Consider the following 18,572-nt stretch of genomic DNA (forward strand, 5'->3'; position numbering starts at 1 on the left):
CCGTGTAGGGTCGAGCTTGCTCGACTGCTTCGCTGTAGAGCCGAGCCTGTGCTCGGCTCATGGCAGAAGCAGCCGAGCGTGGGCTCGGCTCTACAACCGTGCTGTTGCGGCGCGTGCGATCAGTGACTCTGGTGGATCGGCACGCAGCCCGAACAGCGGCCGCAGCCAGCGCACACGCCGCACCAGCAGTTCATGGATCAACAGGCAGCCACTGATGGTGCCGATGATCACCAGAACCGGCTCCAGCCAAGCGCCCAGTTGCAGCGGCCGCAGCCAGTGCAGCAGTACGATCAGCACGGTCTGGTGCAGGATGTACCAGCTGAAGACCGCCTCGCGGCAGTAGCCCAGGCCACGCCAGGGTCGCGCAAGCAGGACCTGCGCCCAGCCGAAGATGGCCAGCAGGGCGCACCAGGTGTACATCGCGCGGCCGACGCGCTCGGTCTGCGCCCATGGCAGCGACAGCACCCACTCCGGCAGATCGCCGACATCGGGCATCCGGGCCAGTGCGCGGATGCCCAGTTCGACAGTCAGCCCGATCACGGCCAATACCAGGGTCAACCGCCGGCCACGCACCAGCAGGTCCCATCCACGCTGCCAGCGCGCCGCAAGGAAGCCGCCGAAGAACAGGGGCAGCGATTCGGCGTGGACGTACAGGTCATCGACCAGCGCATGGGTTGGCGGGTGCGCGGGCAGGATGACCAGCAGTGCCCACGCCAGCCACAGCACCGGCAGCAGCAGGCCCAGCGTGGCGATCCAACGGTCGCCCAGAGGCAGATCCGGCAGGCGCTGGCGTAGCGGCCGCAACATGCTGGCCAACAGGATGGCCAGCAGCGTGTAGGGGATCAGGTATGCCAGGTACCACAGGTGGTTCCAGGTGAAGCCATAGGCTGCACCGCTGAAGCTGGCGCCCGGCCACGGCCGGAATTGCCAGTAGCGCAACAGGAATGCGCCGAGCCCCTGCGTGACGTCGCCCTTGTCCACCGCCTCGCAGTAGGCCTGCAGCGAGACGACCGTGACGATGCCGAAAAGCAGCGGCAACAACAGGCGCCAGCCGCGCCGCAACGCGAATCGCCACCGGCCGTGCGCGGGCAGGCACAGGCCCAACGCGATGCCGGAGATGGCGAACAGCAGCGGCATGCGCCAGCGATTCAACGCGATCATCGGCCACTGCAGCCACCCGGCCGTGTGAGCGCTCTTGAGGTGGAAGTCCCATCCGGCCACGTACGCCATGGCCACGTGGTAGAGGATCAACAGCCCGAAGGCGCCGATGCGCAGGGTGTCGAGGTCGTGGCGGCGGGTCATGGCGGCATCCGTGTTGGCGTTGTCGCAGAGTGGAAGGTCTTCCGGGGTGTCACCAGCAGGAGGGGGCGGCTGGATGCCCCGCAGGGCCCAATGGCGGGGCTGGGGGACGAATGGCGTACGTCACCGGGGCTGTGGTTGGCGATAATCCAGTGATGGACGAGCACAACCAGCAGGACCCGCAAGTGCGTGGCGAACCGATGGGCAGCAGCAGGCAAGGACGGCAGGTGGCCGTGTTCTGGGCCCTGTTGTTCCTGGGTACGGCGGCGGCCAACGTGCTGGCCAAGGTGATGATGGCGGCGCGTGACGGAGTGCCACCGCAGTGGATGGCGGTGACGATCGATGAATTCAGCAGTGCGCTGGTGTCGCTGCTGCTGTTGGTGTTGTTGATCCGTGCCGCCTCACGCTGGCCGCTGCATGCCGATACCTGGCGGCAGCGACTGATGCCGTACCTGCTGGGTGCGGTCGCGTGGTGGCTGCTGCACGTGAGTGGGATGGTGCTGCTGCGCAAGGCCGCGCACGCCTTGCTTGGCAGCCACTACACCTTCGGTGACTGGCCGGCGCAATGGTTCTATGAGTTCTTCAAGGACATCCAGACCTACGCGCTGCTGGTCTCGGCGGTACATGCCGTGGCCTGGTTCGGTCGGCGCAGGCAGGGCGAAGCGACCCTTCTGGCCGCCCCCGATGAGGGCCCGCCGGTCGAGCCGGTCGATCGTCCCGACCATTTCCTGGTGCGCAAGCTGGGCAAGGAGTTCCTGGTGGCCACGGCCGATGTCGAGTACGCCCAGGCCGCCGGCAACTACGTGAACCTGCGGGTGCGCGGCCATGACTACCCGCTGCGGATCACCATGGCGGTGCTGGAAGCGCGGCTGGACCCGGTCCTGTTCCTGCGCAGCCACCGCAGCTGGCTGGTCAATCGTGACCAGCTGCGCTCGATTGAGCCGCTGGATGGCGGCGAGGCCTTGCTGCACATGGCTGACGGGGCCCGGGTGCCGTGCAGCCGGCGCCAGCTGCCGCTGCTGCGGCAGGCACTGGGCGGGTAGGGCCGGGGCTGTACGAACCTGGCTTTTGCGCCGGTTCACTCCGGGCTGCGGTATCATTTGCAGTCATCTTTTGAATGCATAACCGCCGACATGATCGAACTGAATCCTGTCCGCCAGCGCATCGCCGATCTGACCGATCGCGTGTTGTCGCTCCGGGGGTATCTTTGACTACGACGCCAAGAAAGAGCGTCTTGAAGAAGTAACGCGGGAGCTGGAAAGCCCCGACGTCTGGAACAACGCCGAGTACGCCCAGAACCTGGGGCGCGAGCGCTCGACCCTGGAAAAGACCGTGGGCGGCATCGCCGCGGTGCTGGAAGGCCTGAGCGACGCCACCGAACTGCTGGAGCTGGCCGAGTCCGAACAGGACGAGGACACCGCGCTGGCCGTGGTGGCCGACCTGGACAAGCACCAAGCGCACGTGGAAAAGCTGGAGTTCCAGCGCATGTTCTCCGGCCAGATGGACACCGCCCCGGCGTTCGTCGACATCCAGGCCGGCGCCGGTGGCACCGAAGCCCAGGACTGGGCCGAGATCCTGCTGCGCATGTACCTGCGCTGGTGTGAATCGCGTGGCTGGAAGACCGAGCTGATGGAAGTGTCCGGTGGCGACGTCGCGGGCATCAAGTCGGCCACGCTGCGCGTGGAAGGTGATTACGCCTATGGCTGGCTGAAGACCGAGACCGGCGTGCACCGCCTGGTGCGCAAGTCGCCGTTCGACTCGGACAACCGCCGCCATACCAGCTTCACCTCGGTGTTCGTGTCGCCGGAAGTGGACAACAACATCGAAATCGACATCAATCCGGCCGATCTGCGTACCGACGTGTACCGCTCGTCCGGTGCCGGTGGTCAGCACGTCAACAAGACCGAGTCGGCTGTGCGTATCACCCACATCCCGACCAACACGGTCGTGGCCTGCCAGACCGGCCGCAGCCAGCACCAGAACCGCGACAACGCGATGAAGATGCTGGCCGCCAAGCTGTACGAGCTGGAAATCCAGAAGCGCAATGCCGAGCGTGATGCGGTGGAAGCCACCAAGTCCGACATCGGCTGGGGCAGCCAGATCCGCAACTACGTGCTCGACCAGAGCCGTATCAAGGACCTGCGCACCGGCATCGAGCGTTCGGATACGCAGAAGGTGCTCGACGGCGACCTGGACGAATTCGTCGAGGCCAGCCTGAAGGCCGGCCTGGCGGTCGGCTCCAAGCGCATCGATGCCTGATGCGTGCCCGGCGACAGCGGTACCGTCCGCTGCCCGGGCCCTGCGTTGCGGGACGTCATCGGCGTCCCGCAATGCTGTTGAAACCTGCAGGGCAGGGCGATGATGCGCAGTGAAGCCGAACGCAAGGAACTGGGTGGCTTTCTCAAGGCCTGCCGCGCTCGGGTCGAGCCAGCAACACTGGGGCTGCCCGCGGGGCGCAGGCGCACGCCGGGCCTGAAGCGCGAGGAAGTCGCGCTGGCGATCGGGGTCAGCGTCAGCTGGTACACCTGGATCGAGCAGGGCCGCGAAGTGCGGGCCTCGCCCGAGGTGCTGGAGCGCCTGGCGCAGGTGCTGCGGATGAGCGACGACGAGCGCGCCTACGCGTTCGCGCTGTCCGGCTACGGGGTGCCGCTGGAGTCCCCCGACGAAACGGTGACCGACGGCCTGCGCCAGCTGGTGGAGGCGATGCAGCCGATCCCGGCCTACGTGCGCAATACCCGTTTCGACATCCTGGCCTGGAATTCGGCCATCGCCGATCTGTTTGTCGACTACGGTCAGTTGGCGCCGCACGAGCGCAATACGCTGCGGCTGATGTTCCTGTATCCGCCGTACAGAACGTTGATCCTCAACTGGGAAGAAATGACCCGCGGCCTGCTGGCCAGCTTCCGTGCGGCGATGGCGCAGGCACCGGACAAGGCGCCGTTCCTGGCGCTGGCCGAGGACATCGGTACGCACAGCGAGCAGTTCCGTGAGTGGTGGCCGGAGCACGATGTGCGTCGTTTCGACGAAGGTGCCAAGAAGCTGAACCATCCCACGCGCGGGCTGCTGGACCTGCAGTACGTGGCGCTGGTGCCGGAGAGCCGGCATGACCTGTCACTTGTCACCTACCTGCCGCGCAGGTAGAGGGTTGTTCGGCAGGGCTTGCAGCCCTGCACCTGCTGCAGTGCCGGCCGTTGGCCGGCAACCTCAGTAGCAACAGCAAAAGCTGGTATTCCGTGGGATGGCGGGGCGGTGTCGGATTGCGGGGACGCCGTGAACCCATCCATGGGGGCTTGGCCGCGGCATCCATGCCGCGGACACCCCGCAATCCGACACCGCCCCGCCTCTGACAGATCCCCGCGATCGGGTAGATCCACGCCATGCGTGGATGCTTTTCGATTTCGATTCGAGATATTTGATTTCGATGGAGATTCATCCACGCATGGCGTGGATCCACTGTGTCGACCAAGGTCGACACCTACCAACAGCAGCAGGAAATTGTCGAAGGCGGGGTGGGTCCGGTTGCGGGAGTGTCCGCGGCATGGATGCCGCGGCCAAGCCCCCAGGGATGGGTTTACGGCGTCTCCCGCCACCGGACCCACCCCGCCATCCCACGGAGTGCCGCTGTTGCTGTTGCTTCGGCTACTGAGGTTGCCGGCCAGCGGCCGGCACTACCGCGGGTGCAGGGCTGCAAGCCCTGCCAGGAAACAAACCCTATTCAGGCAGGTAAGTGCAGGTCACAGGATAGACAGACGCCTTGTTGCCTTTGCCGATCGGGTCCACATTCCTTGTCAGGAAACGGGCAGCCGCCCGTTGTCGAGACAACAGGAGACCTGCATGTCCGCTTCCCCCGCAGCCCCCGCTGCCATTTCCCGCGATCCGGCCACCGGCCAGCAGATCGCCAGCCACCCCTTCGCCACTGACGCCGAGCTGGAAGCGATCCTTGATCGCGGACAGGCCGGCTTTGCTGCCTGGAGTGCGCAGTCACTCGAACAACGCGCGGGCGTGCTGCGTGCGATGGCGGCCGTGCTGCGTCGCGACCGCCAGCCCCTGGCCGAGCTGGCCACCGCCGAGATGGGCAAGGTCCACGCCGAGTCGCTGGCTGAGATCGAGAAGTGCGCGGTCCTGTGTGACTGGTACGCCGACAACGGCGCGGCGTTCCTGCGCGACGAGCCGACGGCGGTGGCCGACAACAAGGCCTATGTCTCCTATCTGCCGCTGGGCGTGGTGCTCGGCATCATGCCGTGGAACTTCCCGTACTGGCAGGTGATGCGCGCGGCCGTGCCGATCCTCATGGGCGGCAATGGCTTCCTGCTGAAGCCTGCCGAAAACATCGTCGGCACCGCCGCGCTGCTCGCCGCTGCGTGGCGCGATGCGGGCCTGCCGGAGGGCGCCTTCATCGCCGCCAACATCAGCCGCGAGGGCACCAGTGCTGCCATCGCCGATGACCGCATCGCGGCAGTGACCCTGACCGGCAGCGTCGCCGCGGGACGCAGCATCGCCGCGCAGGCCGGGCAGGCGCTGAAGAAGGTGGTACTTGAACTGGGTGGCTCGGATCCGTTCATCGTGCTGGCTGACGCCGACCTCGATGCCGCGGTCGATGCTGCTGTGGCCTCGCGTTTCCAGAACACCGGGCAGGTGTGCATTGCCGGCAAGCGCATCATCGTCGAAGCGCCGGTGTACGAGCGCTTCGTGGCGTTGTTCTGCGAGCGGGTGCAGGCGCTGACCGTGGGCGATGGCCGAGAGGCCGGCAACCGGATCGGCCCGATGGCCCGCCAGGACCTGCTTGAACAGCTTGATGCGCAGGTGCGCGCCTCGGTCGAGGCCGGTGCGCAGCTGCTGGTGGGCGGCAAGCAGCTCGATCGCCCCGGCAGCTTCTATGCCCCCACCGTGCTGGCCGGCGTCGAGCCGGGAATGCAGGCCTTCGACACCGAGACCTTCGGGCCGGTGGCATCGATCAGCCGCGCGCGCGATGCCGATCATGCGGTGGAACTGGCCAACCAGAGCGAGTTCGGGCTCAGCGGCAATCTGTGGACGGGCGACCACGCCCGCGCGATGCAGCTGGCACGCCGTCTGCAGACCGGTGGCGTGTTCGTCAACGGCTTCTCGGCCTCCGATCCGCGCGTGCCGATCGGAGGCGTGAAGAAAAGTGGCTTCGGCCGCGAGCTGTCGCACTTCGGTATCCGCGAATTCGTCAACGCGCAGACGGTGTGGTTCGACCGTCGTTGACGCGGACCATCCACGCTTCCTGTCAGCATCCCTGCAACGTTCCATCATCACGCATTGCGAGAAGGACGTCATTCCATGTCCAAGGGTTCCGATCTGCTCGTCGCCGCACTCGAAAACGAGGGCGTCGAGCGCATTTTTGGCATTCCCGGTGAAGAGAACCTCGATGTCGTCGAGTCGCTTCGCCACTCCAGCATCGAGCTGGTCATCACCCGCCACGAACAGGCTGCCGTGTTCATGGCCGCCACCTATGGCCGCCTGACCGGCAAGCCGGGCGTCTGCCTGGCCACGCTCGGCCCGGGCGCACTGAACTTCACCACCGGTGCGGCCTATGCACTGCTCGGTGCGTGGCCGGTAATCATGATCACCGGGCAGAAGGGCATCGTTGCCAGCAAGCAGGCGCGCTTCCAGATCGTGGACATCGTCGGCACGATGAAGCCGCTGACCAAGTCCGCACGGCAGATCGTCTCGGCACGCACCATCCCGATCATCGTGCGCGAGGCGTTCCGCACGGCCCTGGAAGAACGCCCCGGCCCGGTGCTGCTGGAATTGCCCGAGGACATTGCGGCGATGGAGGTCGAGGACGTCGCAATGATTCCGCCGCACCCGGTGGATCGGCCGATTGCCAGCCCCGAGGCATTGGATCGCGCGGCGCAGATCATCCGCGACGCCAAGCGGCCGTTGCTGGTGATCGCGTCGGCGGCATCGCGGCCGCAGTCCAGCGAGGCGCTGTCGGCCTTCGTGCTGCGCGCCGGCATTCCGTTCGTCACCACGCAGATGGGCAAGGGCGCGGTGGCCGGCGGCTCGGGCCTGTACATGGGCACGGCGGCGCTGAGCGAGCGCGACTACGTGCACATGGCCATCGACCAGGCCGACGTGATCGTGACCATTGGCCACGAGGTGACGGAGAAGCCGCCGTTCGTGATGCGCCCGGGTGGCCGCACGGTCATCCACATCGGCTATTCGCAGGCCGCGGTTGAGCAGGTGTATTTCCCGCAGGTGGAGGTGATCGGCGATATCGGCCGTTCGCTGACCCTGCTGGCCGACCGCATCGAAGGCAAGGTCGACAACGCCGCGGCGCTGCTGCCGTTGCGTGCGACGATCCTGGAGCACATCGCCGATCGTGCCGAAGAGGCCGGCTTCACGCCGCAGCGGCTGGTGCATGACGTGCGCCAGGTGATGCCGCCGGACGGCATCGTTGCGCTGGACAACGGCATGTACAAGATCTGGTTTGCGCGCAATTACCGCACCCAGGTGGCGAACACGCTGCTGCTGGACAACGCATTGGCGACGATGGGTGCGGGCCTGCCGTCGGCGATCATGGCCTCGATCCTGTACCCGCAGCGCCGCGTGCTGGCGGTATGTGGCGATGGCGGTTTCATGATGAACAGCCAGGAGCTGGAGACGGCGCGCCGGCTGGGCCTGAACCTGGTGGTGCTGATCCTCAACGACGGCGCCTACGGCATGATCCGCTGGAAGCAGGCGGTGGATGGTTTCGCCGACTACGGCATGACCTTCGGCAATCCGGACTTCGTCAAATACGCCGAGGCCTATGGCTGCCAGGGGCATGAGGTGACCGCGATCGAGCAGTTCATTCCGACGCTGGAAGCGGCGTTCACCGCGGGCGGCGTGCACCTGGTGTCGGTGCCGATTGATTATTCGGAGAACCAGCGGGTGCTGGTGGACGAGCTGCGGCAGGCGTTCCCGGGGAACGGGTGAATCCGGGGCATGGCCCGGTAGGTGTCGACCTTGGTCGACACGGGGGGGGGGGCGCCAACCAAGGTTGGCGGCTACCAGGACGTCGGTGCCGCGATATCCGGTAGGTGTCGACCTTGGTCGACACGGGGGCGCCAACCAAGGTTGGCGGCTACCAGGGCGTCGGTGCCGCGATATCCGGTAGGTGTCGACCTTGGTCGACACGGGGGCGCCAACCAAGATTGGCGGCTACCTGGGCGTCGGTGCCGCGATATCCGGTAGGTGTCGACCTTGGTCGACACACGATGAATCGCCAACCAAGGTTGGCGGCTACCAGGGCGTCGGTGCCGCGATATCCGGTAGGTGTCGACCTTGGTCGACACACGATGAATCGCCAACCTGGGTTGGCGGCTGCCGGAGCAGGGGTGGCCCACGGCAGGGGAGGGGCCGCCCAGAGGCCGGGGCAGGGCGCTTTTGGTATGCTGGGCAACCGGCTGTGCCGGGCGCAAGACTCCCCCTCACTACACGATTCCCGCAGATCCATGAGCGAAGCTACCGATACCCCCCCCGTCGACGAAAACAAGTTGATCGCCGAGCGCCGTGAGAAACTCAAAGCGCTGCGTGGGCAGGGCATCGCGTACCCGAACGACTTCCGTCGCGAGGACTTCGCCGGCAGCCTGCAGGACGAGTTCGCCGACGCGGAACAGTGGACCGCCGAAACCCTGGAAGGCAACGGCCGCCAGGTGAAGATGGCCGGTCGCCTGATGGCCAAGCGGGTCATGGGCAAGGCCAGCTTCGCCCAGATCCAGGACGAATCCGGCCGCATCCAGCTGTTCCTGCAGGGCAGCGTGCTGGGCGATGCCTACACCGCCTTCAAGGGCTGGGACGTGGGCGACATCATTGCGGTCGAAGGTGGCCTGACCCGTACCAAGACCGGCGAGCTGTCGGTCAAAGCCGAGTCGATCCGCCTGCTGACCAAGTCGCTGCGCCCGCTGCCGGACAAGTGGCACGGCCTGGCCGACGTCGAGCAGCGCTACCGCCAGCGCTATGTCGACCTGATCGTGACGCCGGAGTCGCGCGCGGTGTTCATCAAGCGCTCGAAGATCATCCGTGCGATGCGTGCATGGCTGGACAACCGCGACTTCCTCGAAGTCGAGACGCCGATGATGCATTACATCCCGGGCGGCGCGGCGGCCAAGCCGTTCACCACCCACCACAACGCGCTGGACCTTGACCTGTACCTGCGCGTGGCGCCGGAGCTGTACCTCAAGCGCCTGACCGTCGGTGGCCTGGAGCGCGTCTACGAAATCAACCGCAACTTCCGCAACGAAGGCGTCAGCACCCGCCACAACCCGGAATTCACCATGATGGAACTGTACGAGGCGTATGCCACGTACAACGAGATCATGGACCTGACCGAAGGCGTGATCCGTGACGTGGCGCAGGCGGTCAACGGCTCCACCACGGTTGAGTGGGACGGCGCGAACATCGACCTGGGCCCGGCGTTCCGCCGCTGGCGCATGGACGAGGCGGTACGCCACCACAACCCGGAAATCTCCGCGGCCGACTGCACCGACCGTGATGCGCTGCTGCGCCATTGCGAGCGCTTGAAGATCCGCGTCAAGGCGTCCTACGGCTGGGGCAAGCTGCTGCTTGAGATCTTCGAAGCCACCGTCGAACACACCCTGATCCAGCCGACCTTCATCACCGATCACCCGGTGGAGGTCTCGCCGCTGGCCCGCGCCAACGACAACGATCCGGGCTACACCGACCGTTTCGAACTGTTCGTCAACGGCAAGGAACTGGCCAACGGCTTCTCCGAGCTGAACGACCCGGAAGACCAGGCCCAGCGCTTCCAGGCGCAGGTGGCGGCGAAGGAAGGCGGCGACGACGAGGCCATGCACTACGACGCCGACTACATCCGTGCGCTGGAGTACGGCATGGCGCCGACCGGCGGCCTCGGCATCGGCGTCGATCGCCTGGTGATGCTGCTGACCGGCAGCAGCTCGATCCGCGACGTGCTGCTGTTCCCGTACATGCGTCCGGAGCAGTAACCGGCTTTTTCGGCGTCCGTTTGTGCGCGCCGTCTCGGTTTGAGACGGCGCGATTGACGCGTCCCGCACTCGGCGTATCGTTATTGCACAACCTTGACACCGGCTATGGCTTGATGGCGTCAGGGGAGGCCGCAATGTGGAGAATCCGCTTCACATTGTGACGACGATCATGAATCGGGGAGCTTGTGACGGGAGTCGAGCCGATGCAGGGTGCCAGCGTGCACAGCGGCGGGGTATCCTCGCCCGCTGACCTTTCAGCATGGTCGAGAAAGCAGGCAGAGAACGCCTTGAACATCGTCATCGTCGATGACCAGACTTCCGCACGGACGATGCTTCGTCACGTCATCGAAGACATCGCGCCGGAACTGAGCGTGCATGACTTCGGCGATCCGTTGACCGCGTTGGCATGGTGCGAATCGTATCCGGTCGACCTGCTGCTTCTCGATTACCGCATGCCGGAGATGGACGGGCTGGAATTCGCCCGCCGCTTCCGCCGGCTGCCCAAGCATCGCGATATCCCGGTGATCCTGATCACCGTGGTCGGCGACGAGCCGATCCGGCAGGCGGCGCTCGAAGCCGGCGTGATCGATTTCCTGGTCAAGCCGATCCGCCCGCGCGAGCTGCGCGCACGCTGCTACAACCTGTTGCAGTTGCGCCAGCAGACCGAGAACGTGAAGCAGCGTGCGCTGTCATTGGAGCAGCGGCTGCTGGCCAGCATGCATGAGGTGGAGGAGCGCGAGCGCGAGACGCTTTCGCGGCTGGCACGTGCGATCGAGTTTCGTGATGCCGGAACCAGTGCCTACCTTGAACGGATGGCGCGCGTGGCGGGCCTGATCGCCGAGCAGCTGGGCCTGCCGGAAGACGACGTCAAACTGATCGAAATGGCTGCGCCGCTGCATGACATGGGCAAGATCGCCATTCCCGATGCGGTGCTGCTCAAGCAGGGCAAGCTCAATGATGAGGAGCTGGCGATCATGCGTCGGCATCCGCGCATTGGACATGAACTGCTCAGTGGCAGCCAGAACCGCTTCATCCAGGTCGGTGCATTGATCGCGCTGCGTCACCACGAGCGCTACGACGGCAGCGGTTATCCCGATGGCCTGGTCGGCGACGCGATTCCGCTGGAGGCGCGTATCGTCGCGGTGGCCGACGTATTCGATGCGCTGATCTCGCCACGCCCCTACAAGGAAGCGTGGACGATGGAAGCCACCATGGCCTACCTGTACGCCCAGCGTGGGCGTCTGTTCGATCCGCGTTGCGTGGATGCATTGCTGCGCGGCCGCGAGCAGTTGGAACAGATCTGCGCCGAGCACTCCATCGCCTCTGCACGGCCGGGACTGGGCGCGTGAAACGGCTGCTGTCGCGATTGCGGCTGCGCCTGTCCCAGCGACAGGACAGCGAGCACGGACAGCAGATCGTCCGCATCATCCTGATAAGTTTGATCCTGGCGTACGTGCTGCTGCCTTCGGCACGGCATGAACTGCCGCACAGCCAGTATGTCGGTGTGCTGGCGATCGTGCTGACCGGCCTGAGCCTGTCGCTGCTGTTGTTCGGCTGGCTGCTGTGGCGACCGCAGCGCTCCGATCCCCGGCGCGTGCTGGGCATGCTGGCCGACTACGGGCTGATCGCCGCCGGCATGATCCAGATGGGTGAGCCGCTGTCGTGGGTCTACATCGTGGTGATGTGGGTGACGGTGGGCAACGGCATGCGCTTCGGCAACCACTACCTGTATGTGGCCGTGGCGATGGCGATGGTCAGCTTCGGCAGCACCGCACTGTCCACCCCGTACTGGCAGCAGAACGCACGCCTGGCCATCGGCCTGTGGCTTGGCCTGGCGGCGGTTCCCCTGTATTTTTCCACGCTGCTGCGGCAGTTGACCGAAGCGATGGCCGAGGCGCGGCGCGCCAGCGAAGCCAAGAGTCGATTCCTGGCCAACATGAGCCACGAGTTTCGTACCCCACTCAATGGATTGAATGGCATGACAGAAGTATTGGCGACCACGCGCCTGGACGACGAACAGCGTGAGTGCGTGAGTACCATCCAGGCGTCATCGCGCAGCCTGCTGGCGCTGGTCGAGGAAGTGCTGGACATCTCGGCGATCGAGGCCGGCAAACTGCGCGTCGTTGCCGAGGATTTCGTCCTTTCCGAAGTGATCCAGGCCATCGGCCTGATCCTGTTGCCGCAGGCCAAGGCCAAGCGCCTGGACTATCGGGTGAAGGTGGCCGAGACCGTGCCGCCGACGTTGCGCGGCGATGTCGGGCATCTGCGGCAGATCCTGCTCAACCTGGCCGGCAACGCGGTCAAGTTCACCGATCATGGCCGGGTCGAGATCCGCGTCTGCGTTGTCCATGCAGACACGCAGGGTGGGGTGCGGCTGCGATTCGACATTCTCGATACCGGCATCGGCGTCGCACCGGCGATGCGCCCGCGTCTGTTCGAGGCCTTCGAGCAGGCCGACGTCAGCATGGCCCGTCGCCATGAAGGTACCGGCCTGGGCACGACGATCGCCAAGGGGCTGGTCGAAGCGATGGACGGCGAGATCGGGTATCTGGACAACCCGCCGCAAGGCAGCCACTTCTGGGTGGAACTGCCGTTCGCGCCGCCGCAGCCGGTGGTTCCGGGTGCGGTGCCGACCCTCGCTGCGGGCGACGAAGCCGATGCTGGCGGTAACGTCATTGCGTTCGCCGACCCGTTCCTGCGCCATCGCGCGCGGGTGCGCAGCATGCAGATCCTGGTCGCCGACGACCACGAGGCCAACCGCATGGTGCTGCAGCGGCTGCTGCAGAAGGCCGGGCACAAGGTGCTTTGCGTCGATGGTGGCGAGGCGGTGCTCGACGCACTGGCCGAAAGCGAGTTCGATGCGGCCATCGTCGATCTGCACATGCCGGGCATGAGTGGCCTGGACATGCTGAAGGAGCTGCGGGTGATGCAGGCCGGTGGCGGCCCGCGCACGCCGGTGCTGGTGCTCAGCGCCGACGTTACTCCTGAGGCGATCCAGCGCTGTACCCAGGCCGCTGCACACGCGTTCCTGGCCAAGCCTGTGGTGGCCGTGCGCCTGCTGGACACCCTGGCCGAGATCGCCAACAACGCCCAGCTCAAGTCCAGTGCGCCGCCGATCGTGCGTACCGTCACCAACCTCGATGGCGTGCTTGATACCGGCGTGCTTGATGAACTGGCGTCGCTGGGAATGGGCGAGGGTTTCGAGCGCGAGTTCATCCGCCAGTGCCTGGATGATGCCGAATCGTGCCTGCGCAAGGCCGAAGGCGATGGCGAAGCGGCACGCTGGGACGCTTTCCGCGAGCAGTCGCACGCGATCAAGGGCGTGGCCAGCAACCTCGGCCTGGTACGCGCGTCCAACCGCGCCGGCGAATTGATGCGGATGGCCGATTGGCAGCTGAAAGCCGAATGGCGGCAGCGTCTTGCGGTGCTGCAGGGGGCGATCAAGGAAGGCCGGCATGCGCTCGATGCGCGCGCCGAACGCAAGGCACGTGGCGTGGCTGACGATGGTGAACGCTAGCGCCGGGCCTGCCCGACCTGTGCGGCGGGTTGCCCATGCTCGCGCGCCCCATAAAAAAAGCCCGGTGGCCAGCCGGGCTTGAACCCTGCGGGGGAGGGGAACGTATCAGGCCACATCCAGATTGGCGCGTCGGGTCTGCGCCTTGATCAAGCGGTCCATGGTGCGCAGCGAACGATCGCCCAGGGCCAGTGCCGAATCGACCCAGACCTTGGTGATTTCCAGCAGTTCGTCATAGCTGACCGCCTGCGCCAGGTTGCGCGCGGCATTCATTGCCAGGTACGACTGCGGCAGGCGCTGCTGCTGGCGGATCATCTCTTCCACTGCACTGCGGCCTTCACCTTTCCTGACCAGAACGTCGACCACGCCCATCGCGTGCATCTCCTCGGCGCTGTAGACACGGCCGTCGAGGATGATCTTCTCGGCCAGCTGCGGTGACACCCGGCGGCACAGGAACGAATAGGCGCCCATGCCCGGGAACAGGCCGAACAGCACTTCGGGCAGGCCCATGCCGCAGCCTTCCTCGGCCACGATGGTGTGGCAGGCCAGTGCCATTTCCAGGCCGCCACCCAATGCGTCGCCCTGGATCAGGGCGATCGAGCGGACGTCGCCGCCGAAGCCGGTGTGCAGGTGGTGCACGCCTTCCACGCAGCGTTGGGCGTAGGTCAGCAGCAGGTCGCGGTTGCCTTCCCGGATCAGCCGGGTGAACAGGTCCAGGTCGCCGCCCAGGTTGTAGGCGGCGGCGTCGGAGGCCAGCACGAAATGGCGCAGCTGGCCGCTGTGGCGCTGCGCCGGGCCGCGGGTGATGGCGCTCATGTAGCTCCACATCTCGTCCAGCATGTCCTTGCGGCAGCAGGGACGCACGCCGGTGGAGGCGTCGGCGTGCATGAACAGCCAGTGGGCGGCGCCGTCGGCGCTGTCCTGGGTGCGGATGGTGGCATAGGGCGAGCCGCTGCTGGGCAGCTTTTCGATGGTACTCATGGAAGGGTCCTCGGCGGTGCGGCCCGCAGATCAAGGTGGTGGCCGGCGGGCCGAACGGTCCACTCACGCGGCGATGCTACACCGGCCCCGGGCCCACGCACGCGAAAAGGCCCGGGTCGTTGCCGACCCGGGCCTGAGCGCGTTCAACTTTCCGCAAACCCTTACGGGGCGGGCGTATCGCGGAGTTCGCGACGCAGGATCTTGCCGACGTTGGTCTTCGGCAGCTCTTTTCGGAATTCAACGATTCTGGGGTGCTTGTAGCCGGTCAGGTTGGCCCGGGCGTGTTCCTTGACCATCTCGGCGGTCAGGTTCGGGTCCTTCTTGACGATGACCACCTTGACCACCTCGCCGGACTTCTCGTCCGGTACGCCCACTGCGGCCACTTCCAGCACGCCCGGCATCATCGCGATCACGTCTTCGACTTCATTCGGGTACACGTTGAAGCCGGACACCAGGATCATGTCCTTCTTGCGGTCGACGATGTAGAAGAAGCCGTGCTCGTCCATCTTCGCCATGTCGCCGGTGTGCAGCCAGTCGTCGGCGTCGATGGCCTTGGCGGTTTCCTCCGGGCGCTGCCAGTAGCCCTTCATCACCTGCGGGCCGCGGATGCACAGTTCGCCCACTTCACCCAGCGCCAGGATGTTGCCGTTGTCGTCCTTGATGCAGGCATCGGTGGACGGAATCGGCAGGCCGATCGAGCCGTTGTACTCGGCCAGGGTAAGCGGGTTGATGCAGGCGGCCGGCGAGGTCTCGGTCAGGCCGTAGGCCTCGACCAGGGTGACGCCGGTGGTCTTCTTCCAGCGCTCGGCGACCGCACGCTGCACGGCCATGCCGCCGCCCAGGGTCACCTTCAGCGAGGAGAAATCGACGGTGTCGAAGCCGGGGGTGTTGAGCAGGCCGTTGAACAACGTGTTGACGCCGGTGATCGCGGTGAAGCGCACCGACTTGAGCTCCTTGACGAAGCCCTTCATGTCACGCGGGTTGGTGATGAGGTGGTTGCAGCCACCGAACTTCATGAAGACCAGGCCGTTCGCCGTCAACGCGAAGATGTGGTACAGGGGCAGGGCGGTGATGATCCATTCCTTGCCCATCTCGATGCCCGATGCGCTGATCCAGGCCGAGGCCTGCTGCATGTTGGCGATCAGGTTGCGGTTGGTCAGCATCGCGCCCTTGGCCACACCGGTGGTGCCGCCGGTGTACTGCAGGAACGCCACGTCGTCGTGGTCGATCTCGACCTTCGGCAGCGTGTGGCGGCTGCCCAGCTTGAGCGCCTGCTTGAAGCGCACCGCGCCCTTCAGATGGTAGTTGGGCACCATCTTCTTGATGTACTTGAGCACGAAGTTGACGATCACGCCCTTGGTGCCGAGCAGGTCGCCCAGGCCGGTGGTGACCACATGCTTGACCGGCGTATCGGCGATGACCTGTTCGACGGTGTCGCCGAAGTTGTCCACCACCACGATCGCGGCCACCCCGGCGTCGACCAGCTGATGCTTCAGCTCGCGCGCGGTGTACAGCGGGTTGACGTTGACCACGGTCAGGCCGGCACGCAGCACGCCGAAGGTCGCCACCGGGTACTGCAGGCAGTTGGGCATCATCAGGGCGACGCGGTCGCCCTTCTTGAGCTTCAGCTCGCCCAGCAGGTAAGCGGCGAACTGCTCGACCAGGGCATCGGTCTCACCGTAGGTGAGGGTCTTGCCGAAACTGGAGTAGGCCGGTCGGTCGCGGTACTTCGCGACGGAGGCGTCGAAGACCGAAACTACCGAATGGAACTCGTTGACGTCGATCTCGGCGGGAACGCCTTTCGGATAGCTCTGCAGCCAGGGACGATCCAGACTCATATTCCCCCTCCAGGAAACGTAATGATGGGTGCGGCGCGGACAGTATCCGCCAGAACCGCTCTCCGCAGCATACCGTCCCGTAGGGAAAACGCGAAGAGGCCTGCCGCGTGGCGGCTGGATGCGGCAAAAGACGCCGGGCATGGCCCGGCGCTACCGATTGGGGGAAGAGGTGCCGGTAGCGCCGGGCCATGCCCGGCGGAGTAGCCGCGTCAGCCGTGGCTGCGCACCGGCGCGCCGTTGGCCTTGTAGTACGCCGCAGTGCTGCGCGGCAGCGGGGTGCGGCCACGGATCACATCCGCCAGCTTCTCGGCGATCATGATGGTCGGCGCGTTGAGGTTGCCGGTGACCACCTGCGGCATGATCGAGGCATCGACGATGCGCAGGCCTTCCAGGCCATGCACGCGACCCTGGCCGTCGACCACCGCCATCGGATCATCGGCGTGGCCCATCTTGTTCGAGCAGGACGGGTGGTAGGCGGTCTCGGCATGCTCGCGCACGAACGCATCGATCTGCGCATCGGTCTGCAGCGCGCTGCCCGGCGAGATCTCGCGACCGCTGTACGGTGCCAGCGCCGGCTGCGCGAAGATCTCGCGGGTGATCCGGATCGCCGAGCGGAATTCGCGCCAGTCCTGATCGTGCGACATGTAGTTGAACAGGATGCTGGGATCTTCGCGCGGATCCTTCGAGCGCACGTGGATGCGGCCGCGGCTGGGCGAGCGCATCGAGCCGACATGCATCTGGAAGCTGTGCGCCTTGATCGGGTTGGAGCCGTTGTAATTGATCGCCACCGGCAGGAAGTGGTACTGCAGGTTGGGCCAGTCGAACTCGGCATCGCTGCGGATGAAACCACCCGCCTCGAACTGGTTGCTGGCGCCGATGCCGGTGCCCAGGAACAGCCATTCGGCGCCGATTGCCGGCTGGTTGTACAGCTTCAGTGCCGGGGCCAGCGAGACCGGCTTCTTGCACTCGTACTGCAGGTACATTTCCAGATGATCCTGCAGGTTGGCGCCAACGCCGGGCAGGGGGTGCACCAGGTCGATGTCCAGGCTGCGCAGCAGGTCGGCCGGGCCGACGCCGGAGCGCTGCAGGATCTGCGGCGAGGCGATGGCGCCGCCGCACAGCAACACTTCGCGGCGCGCGGTGGCGCGCTGCGGCTGCTCGTTGTGCAGCCACTGCACGCCCACGGCGCGCTTGCCCGAGAACAGGATGCGGTCGGTCAGCGCGTGGGTGACGATGGTCAGGTTCGGGCGCGGCTTGGCCAGGTCCAGGTAGCCACGCGCGGTGCTGGAGCGACGGCCCTTCGGCGTGACCGTGCGGTCCATCGGACCGAAGCCTTCCTGCTGGTAGCCGTTGAGATCGTCGGTGCGCGGGTAACCGGCCTGCACGCCGGCCTCGACCATCGCCGCGAACAGTTCGTTGTTGCCGGCCTTGGGCGTGGTGACGCGCAGCGGGCCGTCACCGCCGTGGTAGTCATTGGCGCCGATGTCGCGGGTTTCGGCCTTGCGGAAGTACGGCAGGCAGTCCAGGTAGGTCCAGTCTTCCAGGCCCGGCATGCCGGCCCAGTTGTCGTAGTCCATCGCGTTGCCGCGGATGTAGCACATGCCGTTGATCAGCGACGAACCGCCCAGGCCCTTGCCACGACCGCAATCCATCCGGCGGTTGTTCATGAAGGGCTCGGGATCGGTCTTGTACGCCCAGTTGTAGCGCTTGCCCTGCAGCGGGAAGGCCAGCGCGGCCGGCATCTGGGTACGGAAGTCGAGCCGGTAGTCCGGGCCACCGGCTTCCAGCAGCAGCACGCTGACGTCGGCATCTTCGGTGAGGCGGGTGGCCAGCACGTTGCCGGCCGAACCGGCGCCGATGATGATGTAGTCGTACTCGTTATGGGTGCTCATGGTTGCTCTCCTGCAGGCCGGGCGCGCTGCATGCAGGCGTCCCGGCGGAATGTCGGATCGGCGCGGTGGCCGGACG

At 66.0% G+C, this 18,572-nt stretch carries 12 protein-coding genes; 8 read left to right on the forward strand and 4 right to left on the reverse strand.

All coding sequences use genetic code 11. From position 1 onward, the window contains the following. Positions 1-90: 90 nt before the first annotated feature. A complete protein-coding gene (locus AC27VL_RS13690; RefSeq protein WP_488766935.1) occupies positions 91-1,302 on the reverse strand; it encodes an acyltransferase family protein in 1,212 nt (403 codons plus the stop codon). 197 nt (positions 1,303-1,499) lie between these two features. On the opposite strand from AC27VL_RS13690, the gene AC27VL_RS13695 reads away from it, so the two are divergent. The 8 genes from AC27VL_RS13695 to AC27VL_RS13730 all read left to right on the forward strand — a co-directional run bounded on the left by AC27VL_RS13695 (position 1,500) and on the right by AC27VL_RS13730 (position 13,788). Then, positions 1,500-2,342, forward strand: a complete 843-nt coding sequence (locus AC27VL_RS13695) for a LytTR family DNA-binding domain-containing protein (RefSeq protein WP_100554112.1) — start codon at positions 1,500-1,502, stop codon at positions 2,340-2,342. A gap of 90 nt (positions 2,343-2,432) precedes the next feature. Beyond that, positions 2,433-3,558 (forward strand): peptide chain release factor 2 gene (gene prfB / locus AC27VL_RS13700; protein ID WP_099818762.1). Its coding sequence is split into 2 segments (ribosomal slippage): positions 2,433-2,507 and positions 2,509-3,558, totalling 1,125 coding nucleotides; the frame shifts between segments, so codons are not numbered across the junction. 99 nt (positions 3,559-3,657) lie between these two features. Continuing rightward, positions 3,658-4,440, forward strand: a complete 783-nt coding sequence (locus AC27VL_RS13705; protein WP_488766937.1) for a helix-turn-helix transcriptional regulator — start codon at positions 3,658-3,660, stop codon at positions 4,438-4,440. Positions 4,441-5,133: 693 nt separating this feature from the next. Continuing rightward, positions 5,134-6,525: an NAD-dependent succinate-semialdehyde dehydrogenase gene (locus AC27VL_RS13710; protein ID WP_100552444.1), complete on the forward strand. Its 1,392-nt coding sequence runs from the start codon at positions 5,134-5,136 to the stop codon at positions 6,523-6,525. Between the two features lie 75 nt (positions 6,526-6,600). Continuing rightward, positions 6,601-8,241 carry an acetolactate synthase large subunit gene (locus AC27VL_RS13715; protein ID WP_100552445.1) on the forward strand — a complete coding sequence of 547 codons (1,641 nt, stop codon included), beginning with the start codon at positions 6,601-6,603 and terminating at the stop codon, positions 8,239-8,241. 518 nt (positions 8,242-8,759) lie between these two features. Then, positions 8,760-10,271, forward strand: coding sequence for a lysine--tRNA ligase (lysS, locus tag AC27VL_RS13720; protein WP_488766940.1), 1,512 nt, complete (start codon positions 8,760-8,762; stop codon positions 10,269-10,271). 203 nt (positions 10,272-10,474) lie between these two features. Further along, on the forward strand, positions 10,475-11,620 hold the full coding sequence (gene rpfG / locus AC27VL_RS13725) for a cyclic di-GMP phosphodiesterase response regulator RpfG (protein ID WP_089240946.1): 1,146 nt from the start codon (positions 10,475-10,477) through the stop codon (positions 11,618-11,620). Continuing rightward, a complete protein-coding gene (locus AC27VL_RS13730) occupies positions 11,617-13,788 on the forward strand; it encodes a response regulator (protein ID WP_488766942.1) in 2,172 nt (723 codons plus the stop codon). Before rpfG ends, AC27VL_RS13730 begins: the two co-directional genes overlap by 4 nt. A 105-nt stretch (positions 13,789-13,893) precedes the next feature. On the opposite strand, the gene AC27VL_RS13735 is transcribed toward AC27VL_RS13730, so the two are convergent. The 3 genes from AC27VL_RS13735 to betA form a co-directional block, all read right to left on the reverse strand. Next, complete coding sequence (locus AC27VL_RS13735) at positions 13,894-14,766, reverse strand: crotonase/enoyl-CoA hydratase family protein (protein WP_180166977.1); 873 nt, start codon at positions 14,764-14,766, stop codon at positions 13,894-13,896. Positions 14,767-14,927: 161 nt separating this feature from the next. Then, positions 14,928-16,604 carry a long-chain fatty acid--CoA ligase gene (locus AC27VL_RS13740; RefSeq protein WP_089240952.1) on the reverse strand — a complete coding sequence of 559 codons (1,677 nt, stop codon included), beginning with the start codon at positions 16,602-16,604 and terminating at the stop codon, positions 14,928-14,930. Positions 16,605-16,813: 209 nt separating this feature from the next. Next, complete coding sequence (betA, locus tag AC27VL_RS13745; protein WP_488766944.1) at positions 16,814-18,496, reverse strand: choline dehydrogenase; 1,683 nt, start codon at positions 18,494-18,496, stop codon at positions 16,814-16,816. Positions 18,497-18,572 lie beyond the last annotated feature (76 nt).

The organism is Stenotrophomonas sp. 14P6.2.3 (genome assembly GCF_057799055.1).

Bases quoted from the DNA above. Each gene is read 5' to 3' on its own strand.
- AC27VL_RS13690 (WP_488766935.1), bottom strand. From the start codon at position 1,302: ATGACCCGCCGCCACGACCTCGACACCCTGCGCATCGGCGCCTTCGGG.
- AC27VL_RS13695 (WP_100554112.1), top strand. From the start codon at position 1,500: ATGGGCAGCAGCAGGCAAGGACGGCAGGTGGCCGTGTTCTGGGCCCTG.
- AC27VL_RS13705 (WP_488766937.1), top strand. From the start codon at position 3,658: ATGATGCGCAGTGAAGCCGAACGCAAGGAACTGGGTGGCTTTCTCAAG.
- AC27VL_RS13710 (WP_100552444.1), top strand. From the start codon at position 5,134: ATGTCCGCTTCCCCCGCAGCCCCCGCTGCCATTTCCCGCGATCCGGCC.
- AC27VL_RS13715 (WP_100552445.1), top strand. From the start codon at position 6,601: ATGTCCAAGGGTTCCGATCTGCTCGTCGCCGCACTCGAAAACGAGGGC.
- lysS (WP_488766940.1), top strand. From the start codon at position 8,760: ATGAGCGAAGCTACCGATACCCCCCCCGTCGACGAAAACAAGTTGATC.
- rpfG (WP_089240946.1), top strand. From the start codon at position 10,475: ATGCAGGGTGCCAGCGTGCACAGCGGCGGGGTATCCTCGCCCGCTGAC.
- AC27VL_RS13735 (WP_180166977.1), bottom strand. From the start codon at position 14,766: ATGAGTACCATCGAAAAGCTGCCCAGCAGCGGCTCGCCCTATGCCACC.
- AC27VL_RS13740 (WP_089240952.1), bottom strand. From the start codon at position 16,604: ATGAGTCTGGATCGTCCCTGGCTGCAGAGCTATCCGAAAGGCGTTCCC.
- betA (WP_488766944.1), bottom strand. From the start codon at position 18,496: ATGAGCACCCATAACGAGTACGACTACATCATCATCGGCGCCGGTTCG.